The sequence below is a fragment of the Rothia sp. HMSC067H10 genome (assembly GCF_001810635.1).
GTDB lineage: Bacteria > Actinomycetota > Actinomycetes > Actinomycetales > Micrococcaceae > Rothia > Rothia dentocariosa.
In genome coordinates, this window is the sequence record NZ_KV802317.1 from 88319 (window position 1) to 104760 (window position 16442).

A 16442-nucleotide genomic window follows, 5' to 3' on the forward strand; every position below is an offset into this window, starting at 1 on the left:
CAACAACCACAGCTAACGAGGAGAAAACGTGGCTAAGAAGGGCTTCGCGCATCTGCACGTGCATACCGAATATTCCATGCTGGACGGCGCTGCCCGCCTAGGCGATCTCTTTCAATACGCACGGGAACTCGGAATGGACTCTATGGCCACTAGCGATCATGGGTTCCTTTTTGGTGCTTTCGACTTTTGGCGTCAAGCGAAGGCCAATGACATTAAACCCATTATCGGTGTGGAAGCGTACCTGACTCCCGGAACCCACCGTACCGACCGTTCACGTGTGCGCTGGGGCGATGGCTCTCGCGACGATGTTTCCGGTGGTGGTGCATACACCCATATGACTATGTGGGCGGAAACCACCGAGGGCATGCACAATCTTTTCCGCGCATCATCTGTTGCCTCACTGGAAGGTCAGCTGTACAAGCCGCGTATGGACCGCGAAGTACTGCAAACCTACTCTAAAGGGCTCATCGCCACGACCGGATGTCCTTCCGGAGAAATTCAGACTCGTCTGCGTTTGGGTCAGTACCAAGAGGCAGTCGCAGCGGCAGCAGAATTCCGTGACATTTTTGGCAAAGATAACTTCTATTGTGAGGTCATGGATCACGGGCTTGATATCGAGCGTAATGTGCAAGCAGATCTGCACCGTCTGGCCAAAGAGCTTAACCTGCCGTTTGTCGCGACGAACGATCTGCACTACACTCGCCAAGAAGATCACACCGCGCACGCTGCACTTTTGTGCGTGCAGTCCGGTTCGACCCTGACCGACCCTAAACGCTTTAAATTCGATGCGGACAACTTCTACTTGCGCTCGCCGGAAGAGATGTATCAGATATTCGGCGATGTTCCGGGTGCCTGCGAAAACACTCTTGAAATCGCCGAACGATGCAACGTCGAGTTCAATACCAAAGCGAACTATATGCCAAACTTCCCTGTACCCGAGGGAGAGAACGAAGAATCCTGGTTCGTGAAGGAAGTTGAACGAGGACTGCACTACCGATTCCCCAATGGCGTGCCCGATAAGGTACGTGAACAAGCGGAATATGAGGTAGGCGTTATTACCTCCATGGGGTTCCCCGGATACTTCCTTGTGGTGGCGGACTTTATCAACTGGGCGAAGAACAATGGTATCCGTGTGGGCCCAGGGCGTGGCTCCGGCGCAGGCTCGATGGTCGCCTACGCCATGCGTATTACCGATCTGAACCCGCTCAATCACGACCTGATTTTTGAGCGCTTCCTCAATCCCGACCGCGTGTCGATGCCCGACTTCGACGTGGACTTTGACGATCGCCGCCGTGCCGAAGTGATCGACTATGTGACCGAGAAATATGGCGAAGACAAAGTCGCACAGATCGTCACCTTCGGAACCATTAAAGCGAAGCAGGCGCTCAAAGATGCTTCTCGCGTGATGGATCAGCCCTACTCGGTAGGTGAGCGCCTCACGAAGGCGATGCCGCCGGACGTTATGGGTAAGAACATTGCACTTGCCAATGTGTATAACCCCGAAGATAAGCGCTACTCCGAAGCGGGCGATCTGCGTGCACTTATCGAGGATCCGGTCGATAAGATTTACGGCGAAGTCTTCGAGACCGCAAAAGGTCTGGAAGGTCTGAAACGTCAGTGGGGCGTGCACGCCGCGGGCGTTATCATGTCGAGCAAAAACCTGACTGACGTGATCCCTGTGATGCGCCGCGAGGCTGATGGGCAGGTTATTACCCAGTTTGATTACCCCACCTGTGAAGGTCTGGGTCTTATCAAAATGGACTTCTTGGGTCTTCGCAACTTGACGATTATTTCTGATGCGCTCGATAACGTCAAGATGAACCGTGGTATAGAGATAGACCTCGAAAACCTAGAGGTTGATGACAAAGAGTCCTACCGCCTACTGGCGCGTGGTGACACCTTAGGCGTATTCCAGCTTGATGGCGGTCCGATGCGCAGCCTACTCAAACTCATGGAGCCTGAAGAGTTCGAGCATATTTCCGCTGTGCTTGCCCTGTACCGTCCTGGACCTATGGGTGCGAACTCACACACGAACTATGCCCTTCGTAAGAACGGTAAGCAAGAGATTCAGCCGATTCACCCCGAGCTTGAAGAGCCTCTTGCCGAGATTCTTGATACTACCTATGGCCTGATTGTGTATCAGGAGCAGGTGATGGCGATCGCCCAGAAGGTTGCAAATTATACGCTGGGTGAAGCGGATCTGCTGCGTCGCGCGATGGGTAAGAAGAAGAAAGCTGAGCTGGATAAACAATATGAGGCTTTCCACGATGGCATGATTTCTAACGGGTACTCGGAGGGCGCAGTTAAGGCCCTGTGGGATATTCTGCTTCCGTTTTCCGATTACGCATTCAACAAAGCCCATACTGCGGCATACGGTTTGGTATCGTACTGGACCGCCTATTTGAAGGCGCATTATCCGCAGGAATATATGGCGGCTCTGCTAACGAGTGTGGGCGATAACAAGGATAAGCTGGCTCTATACCTCAACGAATGCCGTGCCATGGGTATTACCGTGCTGCCCCCGGATGTGAACGAATCCACCCTGACTTTTGCGCCTGTGGGGAAGGATATCCGTTTCGGCATGGGCGCTATTCGTAACGTGGGCGCAAACGTGGTCGACGGCATGATTGCAGCCCGCGAAGAGAAGGGACACTTTGAGTCTTTCAACGACTTCCTGAAGAAAGTTCCGCTGGTTGTGTGTAATAAACGCACCATAGAATCGCTGATTAAGGCGGGTGCTTTCGACGAGCTGAAACATACTCGCCGTTCGCTTTCGCTGGTACACGAGTCGGCAGTGGACGCGGCGGTCTCCGTAAAGCGCAAAGAAGCAGCAGGCCAGTTTGACCTCTTCGGTTCCCTGGGCATGGATGATGCGCTCGGTGACGATCTTTCGGTGACAGTTCCAGATATTCCCGACTGGGAACGCCGCGAGAAATTGAATTTCGAACGTGAAATGCTGGGCCTGTACGTTTCCGATCATCCGCTGCGCGGTCTGGAACGTGCGCTTTCGGACGCGGCAACCGCATCTGTGCACGATATTATCGACGAGGACTCGCATATTCGCGACGGCGAAGTGGTAACGATCGCGGGCATGCTCACGAGTGTTTCGCGGCGTATTGCCAAGTCGAGTGGTAATCAGTATGCCTCGGTAGAGCTTGAGGACTCATCGGGTGCTACCCTGACCGTCATGTTCTTCTCCCGTGCATATGAGACGATGGGCAACGCCCTGGCAGATGACCTGATTTGTTCTATTAAGGGCCGTATTCAGCGGCGTGATGACGGTAGCGTGAATATGAGCGCTCAGGAAATGCAGATTCTTGAGCTGAGCGATGATGGTCGCGGCGCCCCGATTACGATTTCGGTGCCCGAGTACCATGTGACGGAGGACCGTCTCAAGGAACTGAAGGACGTTCTGCGTGATCATCGCGGGAATGTGGATGTCCGGATGCTCCTGCGCACTCGTGATAAAGAGCAGCTGGTCCTTCTGGATTCGAGTGTGCGAGTTGATCCCAATCCCAGCCTCTTTGGTGAGATTAAGACGATTTTCGGTCCCAGCTGCATTCGCAGGTAGGGGAGAAGCCCTCAATATCTAGCGGTATAGGTAAGGCTTATTCAGGAGGGATAATTCCCCTGGATAATCCTTACCGAACCGTTAGGTCAGCTCTTCAGAGATCTACACAGCGGGCTAATGCTGGGTGTTAAACCATCGTGGGCGTGGCTGGATGAACACATGCCTCTGACGGTTCTCTTGACGGCATCTGTAAAATAAGAATGATGATGCTCGACGCGGGTGCTGCACAGTGCCCACCTGAGGAGACACCATGTATTGCCCGTACTGCAAACACACAGACTCTCGCGTAGTGGATTCGCGAACTACCGACGACGGCGCGGCCATCCGCCGCCGCCGCCAATGTACCGCGTGCAGTCGGCGTTTTACAACCGTCGAAACAACCACTATCTCCGTCATCAAACGCTCCGGTGTGACTGAGCCCTTCGACCGTTCCAAGATTGCTGCCGGTGTGCGTAAAGCCTGCCAGGGGCGTCCGGTGGGCGAAGACGATTTGGCAAAACTTGCTCAAGAAGTCGAAGAACTTATTCGGGCCCGCGGACTCGCCGAAATTAACGCGCACGAAGTGGGACTTACCATCCTTGAACCGCTCTCCAAACTGGATGCGGTAGCCTATCTGCGCTTTGCTAGCGTTTACCAAGCGTTCGAGAACCTTGAAGACTTTGAATCCGCGATCGCTCTTCTGCGTGAGGACCGCGTGGGAGATGCCGAGCCTCCAGAGGATGCGGTAGCCTCTTCGGATAAAACTTCCCAAGTCAAACGAAATAAAGACGCGAAGCTCGCGAAGAAAAATACCGCCAAAACTACCAAGGCTCGCTCCGGGAAATCAAACGAGAGCAACCCGCTTCAAGGTACATTCCTCTAAGCACCAGTTGTTTAACCCCGCGAACAGAGAATATTTTGACGAAACAGGGCTACCTGTTTCGTCAAAATATTCTCTGTTCGCGCTTTATGAAGTTTTACGGGCTTTAGAGTTCGCCGCGCCGCTGACGTTCGGAAGGCATTCCGCCAGCCCAAAGCGCAGCGCCCACGATGCCTGCATTATTGCGCAGAGTCGCCATCACCATAGGGGTACGAATCTCGTCCTCGAAGTAGGGCATAAATTTTTCGGGGTTCTTTGAGATGCCTCCACCAATAATGAAAAGGTCAGGGGAGAACAACGCTTCAACATGCTGGAAATACCGGCGCAGACGCTTTTTAGCGTACTTCTTCCACGAAAGATCATGAACTTCGCGTGCTCGCGCGGATGCGCGGGACTCCGCATCATACCCGTCAATTTCAAGGTGTCCGAGTTCGGTGTTCGGCACCAAAACCCCGTTGTTAATCAGGGCGGAACCAATACCGGTTCCTAAAGTGATAACGGCGATGAGCCCCGTCTTGTCTCGTCCTTGCCCGTAGGTGGCTTCGGCAAGACCTGCGGCATCAGCATCATTAATGCCGTAAACAGTCCTTGAATCCAGAGCGTCGCTGATGAGCTGCTCAAGGTTAGTGTTAATCCAGGCGGGATCAACATTTGCAGCTGAGAAAACCACACCATTCTTCACAACGGCGGGGAAATCGACGCCGATAGCAGAATAAGGCTCTGGCGCTATCTCACGTGATTGAAGCTCATCAACAATCTGGCGTGCCACCTGTGCGATAGCCTGTGGGGTTGCTGGCTGCGGGGTGGGAATACGAAAACGCTCGGATACCAGGTTACCGGTTCGCAGATCGACGATACCGCCTTTCATACCGGTACCGCCAATATCAATACCGATCATCAGGTCTTTGGGGGTGGGCGCCGGAACATCGACGTATTCTACCGAGTTTTCGACCGGAGGAATTGCAGCAGTAGTCTCGTTCATAGGTCTCTCTTTCGTCGTGTCTGTGTTATTGGGAGGAAACTAAGGCAGGGTGAGAACATCCACGCCGTCTGCTGTGACAACCATGGTGTGCTCAAATTGGGCGGTGCGTTTGCGATCGCGGGTGACCACAGTCCAATCGTCATCCCACAGATCCCATTCGATCGTGCCGAGGGTCAGCATGGGTTCGATGGTGAAGATCATGCCCTCTTTGATTTCCATATCATAGGCGGGTGCCGCATCGTAGTGCGGGATAATAAGGCCCGAGTGGAATTCGCGCCCCACGCCGTGCCCGGTATAGTCACGCACTACACCGTATCCAAAACGCGCCGCGTATTTTTCAATCACGCGACCGATAACGTTGATCTGACGGCCCGGTTTAACCGCCTTCATCGCACGGTTGAGGGCTTCTTCAGTACGTTCGACCAGCAGACGGGATTCTTCATCGACATTGCCCACCAACAAGGTTTTATTGGTGTCGCCGTGCATTCCACCAAGGTATGCGGTGACGTCAAGGTTCAGAATGTCGCCGTCCTCAAGTACCGTGGAGTCTGGAATGCCGTGGCAAATAACCTCATTCAGTGATGTGCATACCGATTTCGGGTAGCCGCGGTAATCCAGGGTGGAGGGGTAGGCACCGTGATCGCAAATATACTCGTGGATCAGCACATCGATCTGATCGGTTGTCGTGCCCGGGACGGCAATCTTTGCCGCTTCCACAATAGCGCCTGCAGCAACCTTACCCGCTGCACGTACTCTCTCAACCTCTTCAGGGGTGTACATATTTGAGTCGTTGCCCTCATTGGGGGTTTTCTTCCCCACGTATTCGGGGCGAACAATATCTGCCGGTACAGTGCGCATGGGGGTGACAACTCCGGGGGTCAGGCACCCTATGGGCGCGGCACCCGGTTCTGCGGGAAGATTATGAGAAGTAGCCATAAAATTATCTTACCGGCAGAACACAGGTGTATCGCTAGGTACCCCATACAAAACCCGAACCTTTTTCCATATATGCAGAATATTTTTCATCATGCGCGCACAAGCTCTAAAACGGCTATAGAGTAGTCCACGAAAAATAGTGAAACGGTACATGAGGATGTAAAAGATGTGTAAATACGTTACTGTAAAGGGCATAGAAAACCCGCATAGTTTTCTGCCACCAAAGCGCAAGCGTGGGCATGCTGAAGGAGAATAATGAGCATTACTGAAGACATCACCCCCGGCCCGCACCCGGTGCAGTACTGGTACAACACCTTTACTGGGCAGGTAGAAGAAGGGCAGCAGAGTAAGATTACCCACCTGTGGGGTCCTTATGCGACACGCGAAGAGGCCGAAAAGGCCATGGAAACAGCGCAGAAGCGTAATGAAGAATGGGATAACCAGGACTAGCCGATTTCCGCGCAAATCTATAAGAGCCAGACTCACCGCGTGTGAGGCTGGCTCTTGTGCTTTGTAGATTTTCCGCTGCCCCCTAAGACGGTTTTTCTGAGGAGATCCTACTCAAAAGTGTGTTCTTGGGCGGGGAACTCACCCGAGCGCACCTCGGCGCGGTAGGCACGTGCCGCATCTTCAAGAAGCGAACCGATCTGCGCGAATTGTTTGACGAACTTAGGGAGTTTGCCCTCGCGCATTCCCATAGCGTCTTGCCAGACAAGCACCTGACCGGTAGTGACGTTGCTTGCGCCAATACCGATAGTAGGAACTGCGCCCACCGCCTGATCAACGCGGCGCGCGGTCTCTGTAGTCACCATTTCAAGAAGCACACAGAATGCGCCAGCTTCGGCGAGGGCGCGTGCATCCGCAACAACGGCATCGCTTTTTTCGCCGCGGCCCTGCACCCGGAAACCCCCGAGAGCATGCTCCGACTGCGGGGTGAAACCGACGTGTGCGACAACCGGAATACCTGCACGAACTATGGCACGAACCCACTCGGTCATAGCGGCGTTGGCCTCGATTTTGATAGCGTGTGCCCCGCCTTCTTTCATGAGGCGCGCCGCCGAGGCGACTGCTTGTGCGGGAGACTGCTCATAGCTGCCGAAGGGGAGATCAGCAACCACCATAGCGCGGGATGCGCCGCGTGCTACTGAGGCTACGAGCGGAATCATCTCGTCAAGAGTAACGGTGAGAGTGGACTCATATCCGTAGACGACATTAGCGGCGGAGTCACCGATAAGAAGCATATCGATTCCCGAGCGGTCAAAAATCTGGGCTGTTAAGAAGTCATAGCAGGTGAGCATTGAGAACTTTTCGCCCGCAGCTTTGGCTTGCGCGAGGTGGAGGGTACGCACTTTCTTCACCGCTTCAAGGTTGAAAGGCTTATCCCCGGTTCCTGTGGGGGCGGCGCTCGTCGCGTTGTGCGGGTGCTGTGCAGATGCGGCAGACGCGGATGGTGCGTAAGGGGCGTTTTCGTTCTCGCTCATGGGGTCTATTTTATCGTGGTTGCTCCGGTAGTGCTGGGGAGCGGTTCGCTGATAGATAACGCCTGATGCTATGGCATACCAAAACACCCATCATCTGATTTAGTACAGGGCGCGTAATGGAGAGTAGTCGCCTCTGACAAGGGACTTTCGCCAGCCCCAGCGCCAACCGTGACGTTCTGCGTGGAAGAGGAAAATGGTATCTTGTGTGAGAGCAGGGGGCCAGTACACGAGAGGGTCGGTACCGGAGCCTCGTTTCTCAGCGGCGAGCGCATCACATTGGAATTGTTCAAGACAGCGTTGTGCTTGGGCTTGCAGTTCGGCTGAAGACTGGGTCAGAGCCTCCGTTACAGTCGAGAGAATTTCTTCATGCGTAAAGGCTGAGAATTTTTCGTGATATTCAGTGCGGGCGCGATGGTGCAGCGCAGATGCGGATTTCATGAGGTGTTCGCACTCGCGGACCATCTGGCTAAGCGACATCATCTCGTAGAGTTGGGGTACCTGAACATGTGCCTGAGAGAGGGCGGCGCGAAGCTCTGGGCTTATAGGCAGAAGGCGACCGAGCGTGTACACGTTGGTGCGGGCTAGATTAGCCGAGATAAGTGTTTCGGTAGTGGTGCTCAGGAGGGCGCGCGCATCGTTTTTAGTGTCTGCGGAAAATGCGTATCCGAAAGCTTTGACAATATCGAGAGTAAGCTGTGTTGCCTGTACTAGTACGGTGATGGGGTCTTGTGATGGCACCGCCGATTGTAGCTCGGTGAGCCTTGCACGATATTCGGTAAGTGTCTGAAAATGCTCTGATGCGTGGTCAATATCAATCTGCTGAAGCAGACGCTCAAGGGTTTTCAGCGTTGGGCTCAGCTGTGATTGTGCGGAGTCGAATGCATCCGTGAGCAGAGTGAGGTGTCGATAAATCGTCTGGGCACCTTGGAGATATCGTTCATGGTGTGTATTCTCGTGCAGCGTTTGGGCTAGGCGAAGGTGCCTATGTAGTACATCAAATGGGAATGAGGTAATGGCTGGATAGCGTGTCTCAAGATCGTGAATTTGGCGCGATAAAGCCTGTTGGTGCTCCCGAGCACAGTCGGCGATATGCGCGAGTTTTTCATCGGTGAGATAACTTTCGGGAACGGGCAAATAGGCAATGCTCAAGAGCACTCCGAAGGAACAGCTAAGAGACTGCGCTACAGCGGTTTTGAGGGCTTGATCGTCTCTGTGCACCGTAGTCGCGAAAGCATAATATGCAGCGTGCATATTCCGGATGAAACTATCGGTATCTTCCAGATAGTCACGACTGACGGCTTTGCTGACTCGAACTTGGGCTATCTGCGCCCGTTCTCGTAGCAGCTGAAAATATTGGGCGGCGTATACAGCTTCGCGGTACCATGCGGTGCATCTGTGCATGAGTTCCGCCTGCGATAGCTCGAAAATTGAGGGGTGAGCGTTGGCAGGGGCGAACCCTTGGGGAGAGAGTGCGACTGCCGAGAGCGCATACGGATCGGCCACGATAAACTCGGGCTCATAGACTCCATTGGGTAAAGGACAGGGTTCTTTGAAAGAAGAGATATAAGAAATAAGCCAGATGATACTGAACATAACGAGCATGAAGGCGCCGCTGAAAATAAGATACTCCACAATTATTCCTTCCTGGTTTTACGAAGGGCAGCTTCGCCACTTTATACGACGTGATGAACCGAGTATCAGACCTTCAGATAGTCCGGTCGTGGGCAGTCTGGCTCCTCCCACACCTTATGCCAGGGTACAAAAAAGTCATCCTTATACAGGGAATGATAAAACCAACTAGGATTTTGCAGCATCCAGTAATGATATTCCTCTGAATCGGGCTGCAGTCTGCTGCGCTTATCGCGTTCGAGCATACGCTGGCATTCGTCATATGTCGCATACATTTCGGTGTCAGATACAAGAAGCTCGTAGCTTAGCGCCGTCACAAACCGTTTTTGGCTTGGGGAATCTGGTGTCATATCGGGGAAGTAGCCGTCGTATGTTTGCAGCATTTCCTCTCGCGTATGCCGTAATTGTTTCACCAGATTAACCAGGTACTCTAAAGAGCCCGATAGATCATCTTTATTCTCTAGAAGTATTTGGCAAGCATACTGATTCAGCATAGCCGTGCAGAGCTCATGTGTATTCAGCGGCGCGTATTCCCCAGCAAGAAGGAGCTTTGTGTAACCGTATTCGCGTCGTATCTGCGTTATGCATAGGCGTTGAATAAGGCGCTCGCAGCGTGTATAAGACTCCTCTGAAAGTACCGGCTTCAACTCGGCAAGAAGATCTATGCAAAAGCTCGTTATACGGTCTCGAATCTCATGATTCTGCGGCAGGTCAGCGGGTGCTTTGCCAGTTGTTGCTAGGATTTCTTCGAGCTGTTCGGCACGGTGGCTAACAATTTGCCGATAAAAACGGTTGCGGCGTTCTTCGGCTCCGTACTGCGCCGCTTCAAGAAGTTCAACGGCAGTCTGCGCTTCGGGGGCGGCACGGCAGTACTCCTCGCATGCATCAAGGGCTTCTTGCAACGCCGTCAATATAGTCCTAACGCCGCATATTGCACGTTGAATTTCGTGGTGCAGGTAAGTTCGTGCCGCATCCCCGCGAATATGCGGATGTTCGGCGAGTTTATGCTGCGCTGCCTCTAGAACCTGTGTTGCGGCGGCAAGTACCGCACAAGCAATCTGGTGGGGAAAAACACTGTTCTTATGTTGCGATAGTGCGGTGGAAAGATGCTGTTCGGTTTCATCACGGATGCCGCAAAGTTCTTGTACCTTAGCTTCTTGCCCTTTAAAGATTTTTGCGGATATATTTCGCGGTTCTTTCCAATCTCCAAGTATCAAACCTGTCTGACGTATAACACCCCGAGAGTATCCGAGAGCGTCGGTACTCGCCTGACGGAGTTTCTGCGGTTGAGGAGATTTAGCATCTAGCGCGTATTCATATCTGTTCAAGGCCGTGTAGGCTCGCAGAATGTCAACACGGACAGCTTCAGAGTAGGCATCGTCCAACGCGGATTTTTTGAGGTTATCGGGGCGGATAGCGATATTGAGGTAAATACGATGCGCCCATCGTATATACAGTTCATGCCGGTCGCGCAGTTGGCGAGGCGATAGAGCCCAGGTAATTTCGTCGAGTTTAAACGGGTTTTTGGGAGTCTCTGGAACCGGGGTAGGATTTCGGTTCCGGAACTTGTCTATGACCCATAGGATTGGCGTGAGGGGTATAGCTAGAAGGGCGCATACGATAAATCCAGCGAAAATGAGAACGGGAATTCCTAAAACGATAAAACATACGATGTACATGAACGCTATAGCTATCAATCTGCATATTTCTGCAATGCTCATGTGTATTTCCTCTGGAACGTATTCAGTGATTTCGTGGTTGGGATGTCCGCAAAACTTTGAAGTGATGGAAGTCACCCAATAACTTCTATATTAGGCGACTTGCCGGACAGCTCAGCGCCCGTTAGCGTGAATTGAACGTGAATTTTGGGGGAATAAACTACTGTGTGCATATGAAGCGGGCTTTTTTGGTTGGGAACGAGAGAGGTCTACTTTCTCAGCCAAAAGCCCGCCTCTTGTGGTTCAGTATTTAAGGCTGGGTAAAACGCGGAACATACAACAACTGAGCTAAACCCGCCTACCTGACCCACAGAATTTACATAAACGAAACCTGAACATCAGGCGTTTGCGGGAAGAAACCGATAGTCTAGAAAGAGACATAAACCGTGCCAGCGCACTCGCGTCTTGCGGCACCAACATATGCGTGAGCACGGCATCACTCACCGCCGAGTCAGCTACCGCCCGGAATACAGGGAGATATCTATGGACCGTCAACAGGAATTTGTACTGCGCACCATCGAAGAGCGCGACATTCGCTTTATTCGGCTGTGGTTTACCGACGTGGTGGGAACCCTCAAATCCGTGGCATTAGCCCCAGCTGAGGTTGAAAGCGCCTTCGAGGAAGGACTCGGCTTTGACGGTTCCTCTATTGAGGGTCTTTCACGCGTGTACGAATCCGATATGTTGCTTCAACCCGATCCCTCCACATTCCAGATATTGCCTTGGCGCGGGATTGAAGACCATACCTCCCGCATGTTCTGCGATATTCTTACACCCGATGGTGAGGCGAGCGCATCCGACACTCGCGGCGTACTCAAGCGAACCCTCAACAAAGCTGCTGAAATGGGGTTCACTTGCTATACCTCGCCCGAAATTGAGTTTTATCTGCTCAAATCTGCCCAGCTGGGTGATGACGGTTTTCCGGTACCGGTAGACTATGAATCCTATTTTGATCACACGCCCGGCGGGATTGTACAGGATTTCCGTCGCAAAGCGGTGACCATGCTTGAAGAGGTTGGTATCTCGGTGGAGTTTAGCCACCATGAAACTGGTCCCGGGCAGAACGAGATCGACCTGCGCCATGCTGATGCCTTGCAGACCGCCGATAATGTAATGACGTTCCGTACCGTTATCAAAGAGGTTGCGTACACGCGGGATCTTTACGCAACGTTCATGCCCAAGCCTTTCACCAAATATGCCGGCAGCGGTATGCACACCCATTTCTCGCTTTTCGAGGGCGATACCAACGCTTTCTTTGAGGCCGGGGCTGAGTATCGTCTCTCAAAGACGGCACGGCACTTTATTGCCGGGGTACTCAAGCATGCCCCGGAGTTTACCTCGGTCACCAATCAGTTCATCAACTCATACAAGCGGCTGTGGGGCGGCGGGGAAGCACCCAGCTACGTGTCATGGGGACACAATAACAGGTCGGCGCTGGTGCGTGTACCGCTCTATAAGCCAAATAAGATGCAGGCGGCGCGCATCGAATACCGCGGGCTTGATTCGGCCTCGAACCCTTACCTGGCATATGCGGTAATTCTCGCCGCAGGGCTCAAAGGTATTGAGCACGAGTATGAGCTTATGCCTGCCGTGACTGAAGACCTTGCCGCTATGACAACTGCAGAACGCCGCGCTATGGGGTACAACCCGCTGCCTGCTTCTCTGCGTGAGGCTATTAACCGTACCGAGGACTCCGAATTTATGGCAGAGGCTCTGGGGGAGCAGGTTTTCGAACAATTCTTACGCAATAAGCGTGCCGATTGGGAGCAATACCAGGCGCAGGTCACCCCGTACGAGCTCAAGCATAATCTGGGTATTCTCTAGCGGATAGGCGAGTTTCGGGAGGGGACCATGCCAGAGCAGCAACCTACTGAAGGCACAACGGCGGCACCGGCGGATGCGGAACGTCAAGAACACGCACGCAGGCGCACGCGCATGGTCGCCGCTGGGTTCTACGATGCCGCAAAGAGCGAGCGCTGGCTTGATTCCCCCGAACTCGCCCAAGTTAATACGGATGCCCTCTTTGCCGGGCTGCGCTGGGCACCCTCGCCGGATATCGCGTTACCTTCGTTGGTGAGGCTTATCGAAAAGCACCCCGCAACGGCGGAGCGCGCGAACCGCGGGGATGCCGAATTTAGCATGTTCCGGCTTTTGGGCTCTTCGCAGGCATTGGGCGATTTTCTGTACCGCAACCCGCATTTAATCGACCATGTTCTCGACAGCCACGGGCTAGACTCTGAACCCGAGCTTATCGCCACTCAAGAGCCCAGCACCGTTCAGGCGGAGGATATTGAGCCGCAGATAGACCCGCACGATGTTGAAGAAACCCCGCATATTCGCGGGTACAGCGGTACTGCCGGGGGTAAAAAGCTCGACGATATTGATGAGCCTACGGCCCCGCTGGCAACCGCATACCGTACGGATCTGTTGGAAGCTGTGGGTGCAAATCCCGACGATGAGCGGCCGCGCGCATCACGTGAGATGACGGGTAAAGACGGGTATACGGCGCTGCGCGTGGCGTACCGTGCCGCACTCACGAAAATTGCGCTTGTTGATGTGTGTTCGCCCGATCCTGTGGAACTTATGCCCACGGTTGGACGGCATCTTGCTGATCTTGCCTCCGCCGCTCTGGAGGGGGCGCTCGCGATAGCCCGCACCGAAGTTGCTGAGGGTCTGGGCGGTGGACTGTGCGCGGCACCTGCTCGGGGCGCATCCGTAGAGGCCCTGGACTTGGCAATTATCGGTATGGGCAAATGCGGGGCGCGCGAGCTGAACTATATTTCTGATGTAGATGTGGTGTATGTGATAGCACCCGTTCCCGCCAGCGAACTGCCTGAGGGAGTAGAACCCCTCACCGAGCAGGACTGCGCCCAGATCGGTACTGAGCTGGTGCATGCGCTAACGAAGGCGATCATGGCGCCTGCCGCTGAGCCTCCACTGTGGGAGGTGGACGCGAATCTGCGCCCAGAAGGCAAGGACGGGCCGCTGGTGCGCACCGTCGAATCCTATGTGCGGTACTACAAGCGTTGGGCTGAGAACTGGGAGTTTCAGGCGCTTTTGAAAGCCCGACCGATCGCTGGGTCTGCGCATTTAGGTGAAAAATACGCGCGCGCAATCGAGCCGTTCGTGTGGGAATCAGCCGCTCGGGATTCCTTCGTGGAATCTGTGCAGGCTATGCGCGCTCGCGTGACCGATAATATTCCTGCCGCTCAGCTGGAACGTCAAATAAAACTCGGTCCCGGTGGTCTGCGCGATGTTGAGTTCACAGTTCAGCTTTTGCAGCTGGTGCACGGGCGAACCGACCCTGCGGTGCGTACCAAATCTACCCTGGATTCGCTTGCCGCACTTACCCGTGCCAGTTACATTAGTCGCGCCGATACCGAAGCGTTCTCACGCGACTACAAGAAATTGCGTCTGCTGGAGCACCGCATTCAGCTTATGCACTTGCGCCGCACCCACCTGATGCCCGACCGCGCCGGAGAACAGCGCGCTCTTGCCCGCTCCTTAGTGCCCGCTGAGCGTATGGGAACGCTCTCGGCTGAGCAGATGCTCAAAGCATGGCGGAAACTCAAACGCAATGTGCGTTCCCTGCACGAACGTATTTTCTTCCGCCCGCTGCTGGCCGCGGTTTCAACCCTGAGCCGCGATGAAGTGGCGCTTTCTGACCAGGCGGCGCAGGACCGTCTGGCTGCTCTCGGCTACCGCGACCCGCGCGGAGCCATGCGGCATATCGAAGCGCTCACCAACGGGGTCAGCCGCCGCGCCGAGATTCAACGGCATCTGATGCCTGTGCTCTTGGGCTGGTTTGCTGAGGGCGTGGATGCAGACGCCGGGCTGCTGGGGTTTCGCCTGGTCTCAGAGTCTTTGGGCACCACGAGCTGGTACCTGCGTATGCTTCGCGATTCACCCGCTGCAGCGGAGCGGCTATGCCACATACTCTCAAGCTCACGGTATATTACCGACCTGCTGGAAGACGCGCCCACCTCTATCACCTGGCTTGATAAGGTTGCCGACCTGCAGCCGCTGAGTGCGGGCGCGCTCAAGGCCGAAATTACCTCGCTCCTATCACGACATGAAGATTCTGCGGACGCTATGCGCGCAGTACGGTACCTGCGCCGCCGCGAGATTCTTCGTATTGCGATGGGGGACGCCCTGAACCTGCTGAGCGTGCAGCAGGTGTGCACCGGGCTGGCGACCGTGGACGAGTGCACCATCGGCGCGGCGCTAGCCCTGGCGGAACGTGAAGAGGTCAACGCAGGGGAGCGTGACGAGAAAACCACGCCCCAGAAGAGCGACGCACCGCAGCACGATTCTCAAGATGCGGCGGGGGAGAACCCCAAAGACGAACAGCGGAATCCGCTAATAACCGAGATCACGGTAATTGCGATGGGCCGCCTAGGCGGTGCAGAGAACGGCTTCGGTTCGGATGCGGACGTGATGTTTGTGCACCGGCCTGTGGAGGGGGCTGACGAGGGTGAAGCTCAGACGCAGGCGAACCGCATTGTGAACCGGCTAATGCAGCTGATTAAACAGCCGGTACGCCCGGCAATCCGTGCCGAACGCCCGCTTGAGGTGGACGCGGATTTGCGCCCGGAAGGTAAGCAGGGGGCGCTGGTGCGCTCGCTGGATTCGTACCGCGCCTACTATGAGCGCTGGGCTGAGACCTGGGAGTTTCAGGCGCTCTTGCGGGCGCGCCCGATCGCTGGTTCTGAGGACTTGGGGAGCGCGTTTGTCGAGCTGATTGACCCGTACCGGTACCCGCGTGAGTTCACGGTAGAACAGGCGCAGCAGGTGCGGCGCATGAAGGCGCGCGTGGAGCATGAGCGGATGCCGCACGGTGCGGACCGTACCCGGCAGTTGAAGCTGGGGCGCGGCGGGCTCTCGGATGTGGAGTGGCTGGTTCAGCTGATTCAGCTGCAGCACGCCCATAAGGTTGAGGGGCTTCGCACGACCTCGACTCTGGAAGCATTGGACGCCGCCGTGGAAGCTAACCTGGTGGCTGCCGAAGATGCTGAGGTTCTGCGGGATGCGTGGTTGCTGGCGACCAAGATTCGCGGCGGTAATGTGCTGCGTGGTGTGCGCCAGTCCGATCTGCTGCCGACTCTGCGCGATGCTTTGGAGGCGGTTGCCCGCTGGAGCGGCTACACCCCAGGCAGCGCCCGCCAGTTAGAAGAAGATTATTTACGAGTTACCCGAAATGCTAGGAAAGTTTATGAAAGGCTTTTCTTTGAGGGATAAATATTTATAGAATGTATTCACAATGTTA

The 16442-nt window shown here is 54.7% G+C and carries 10 protein-coding genes; 5 read left to right on the forward strand and 5 right to left on the reverse strand.

The genetic code is table 11. The features are described from left to right. Positions 1-28 precede the first annotated feature (28 nt). A complete protein-coding gene (gene dnaE, locus HMPREF2756_RS07445; protein ID WP_013398849.1) occupies positions 29-3571 on the forward strand; it encodes a DNA polymerase III subunit alpha in 3543 nt (1180 codons plus the stop codon). A gap of 250 nt (positions 3572-3821) precedes the next feature. Next, a complete protein-coding gene (nrdR, locus tag HMPREF2756_RS07450) occupies positions 3822-4433 on the forward strand; it encodes a transcriptional regulator NrdR (RefSeq protein WP_070619907.1) in 612 nt (203 codons plus the stop codon). Between the two features lie 103 nt (positions 4434-4536). On the opposite strand, the gene ppgK is transcribed toward nrdR, so the two are convergent. Both ppgK and map read right to left on the reverse strand, forming a co-directional pair. Next, complete coding sequence (gene ppgK / locus HMPREF2756_RS07455; protein ID WP_172461400.1) at positions 4537-5328, reverse strand: polyphosphate--glucose phosphotransferase; 792 nt, start codon at positions 5326-5328, stop codon at positions 4537-4539. 123 nt (positions 5329-5451) lie between these two features. Further along, complete coding sequence (gene map / locus HMPREF2756_RS07460; RefSeq protein WP_013398852.1) at positions 5452-6348, reverse strand: type I methionyl aminopeptidase; 897 nt, start codon at positions 6346-6348, stop codon at positions 5452-5454. 255 nt (positions 6349-6603) lie between these two features. Here map and HMPREF2756_RS07465 point away from each other — a divergent pair, with 255 nt between their 5' ends. Further along, a complete protein-coding gene (locus tag HMPREF2756_RS07465; RefSeq protein ID WP_004004406.1) occupies positions 6604-6798 on the forward strand; it encodes a hypothetical protein in 195 nt (64 codons plus the stop codon). Between the two features lie 107 nt (positions 6799-6905). Here the strand turns inward: HMPREF2756_RS07465 and panB are convergent, their stop codons facing one another. The 3 genes from panB to HMPREF2756_RS07480 all read right to left on the reverse strand — a co-directional run bounded on the left by panB (position 6906) and on the right by HMPREF2756_RS07480 (position 11179). Continuing rightward, the gene (panB, locus tag HMPREF2756_RS07470) at positions 6906-7829 is read right to left on the reverse strand and encodes a 3-methyl-2-oxobutanoate hydroxymethyltransferase (RefSeq protein WP_070621030.1); all 924 of its coding nucleotides are present in this window, start codon (positions 7827-7829) and stop codon (positions 6906-6908) included. Between the two features lie 99 nt (positions 7830-7928). Beyond that, the gene (locus HMPREF2756_RS07475; RefSeq protein ID WP_070619910.1) at positions 7929-9461 is read right to left on the reverse strand and encodes a hypothetical protein; all 1533 of its coding nucleotides are present in this window, start codon (positions 9459-9461) and stop codon (positions 7929-7931) included. Between the two features lie 65 nt (positions 9462-9526). Beyond that, positions 9527-11179, reverse strand: coding sequence for a hypothetical protein (locus tag HMPREF2756_RS07480; RefSeq protein WP_070619913.1), 1653 nt, complete (start codon positions 11177-11179; stop codon positions 9527-9529). Positions 11180-11659: 480 nt separating this feature from the next. On the opposite strand from HMPREF2756_RS07480, the gene HMPREF2756_RS07485 reads away from it, so the two are divergent. Further along, positions 11660-13000: a glutamine synthetase family protein gene (locus tag HMPREF2756_RS07485; protein ID WP_004004410.1), complete on the forward strand. Its 1341-nt coding sequence runs from the start codon at positions 11660-11662 to the stop codon at positions 12998-13000. Between the two features lie 27 nt (positions 13001-13027). Next, positions 13028-16414, forward strand: a complete 3387-nt coding sequence (locus tag HMPREF2756_RS07490) for a bifunctional [glutamine synthetase] adenylyltransferase/[glutamine synthetase]-adenylyl-L-tyrosine phosphorylase (protein ID WP_070619917.1) — start codon at positions 13028-13030, stop codon at positions 16412-16414. Positions 16415-16442 lie beyond the last annotated feature (28 nt).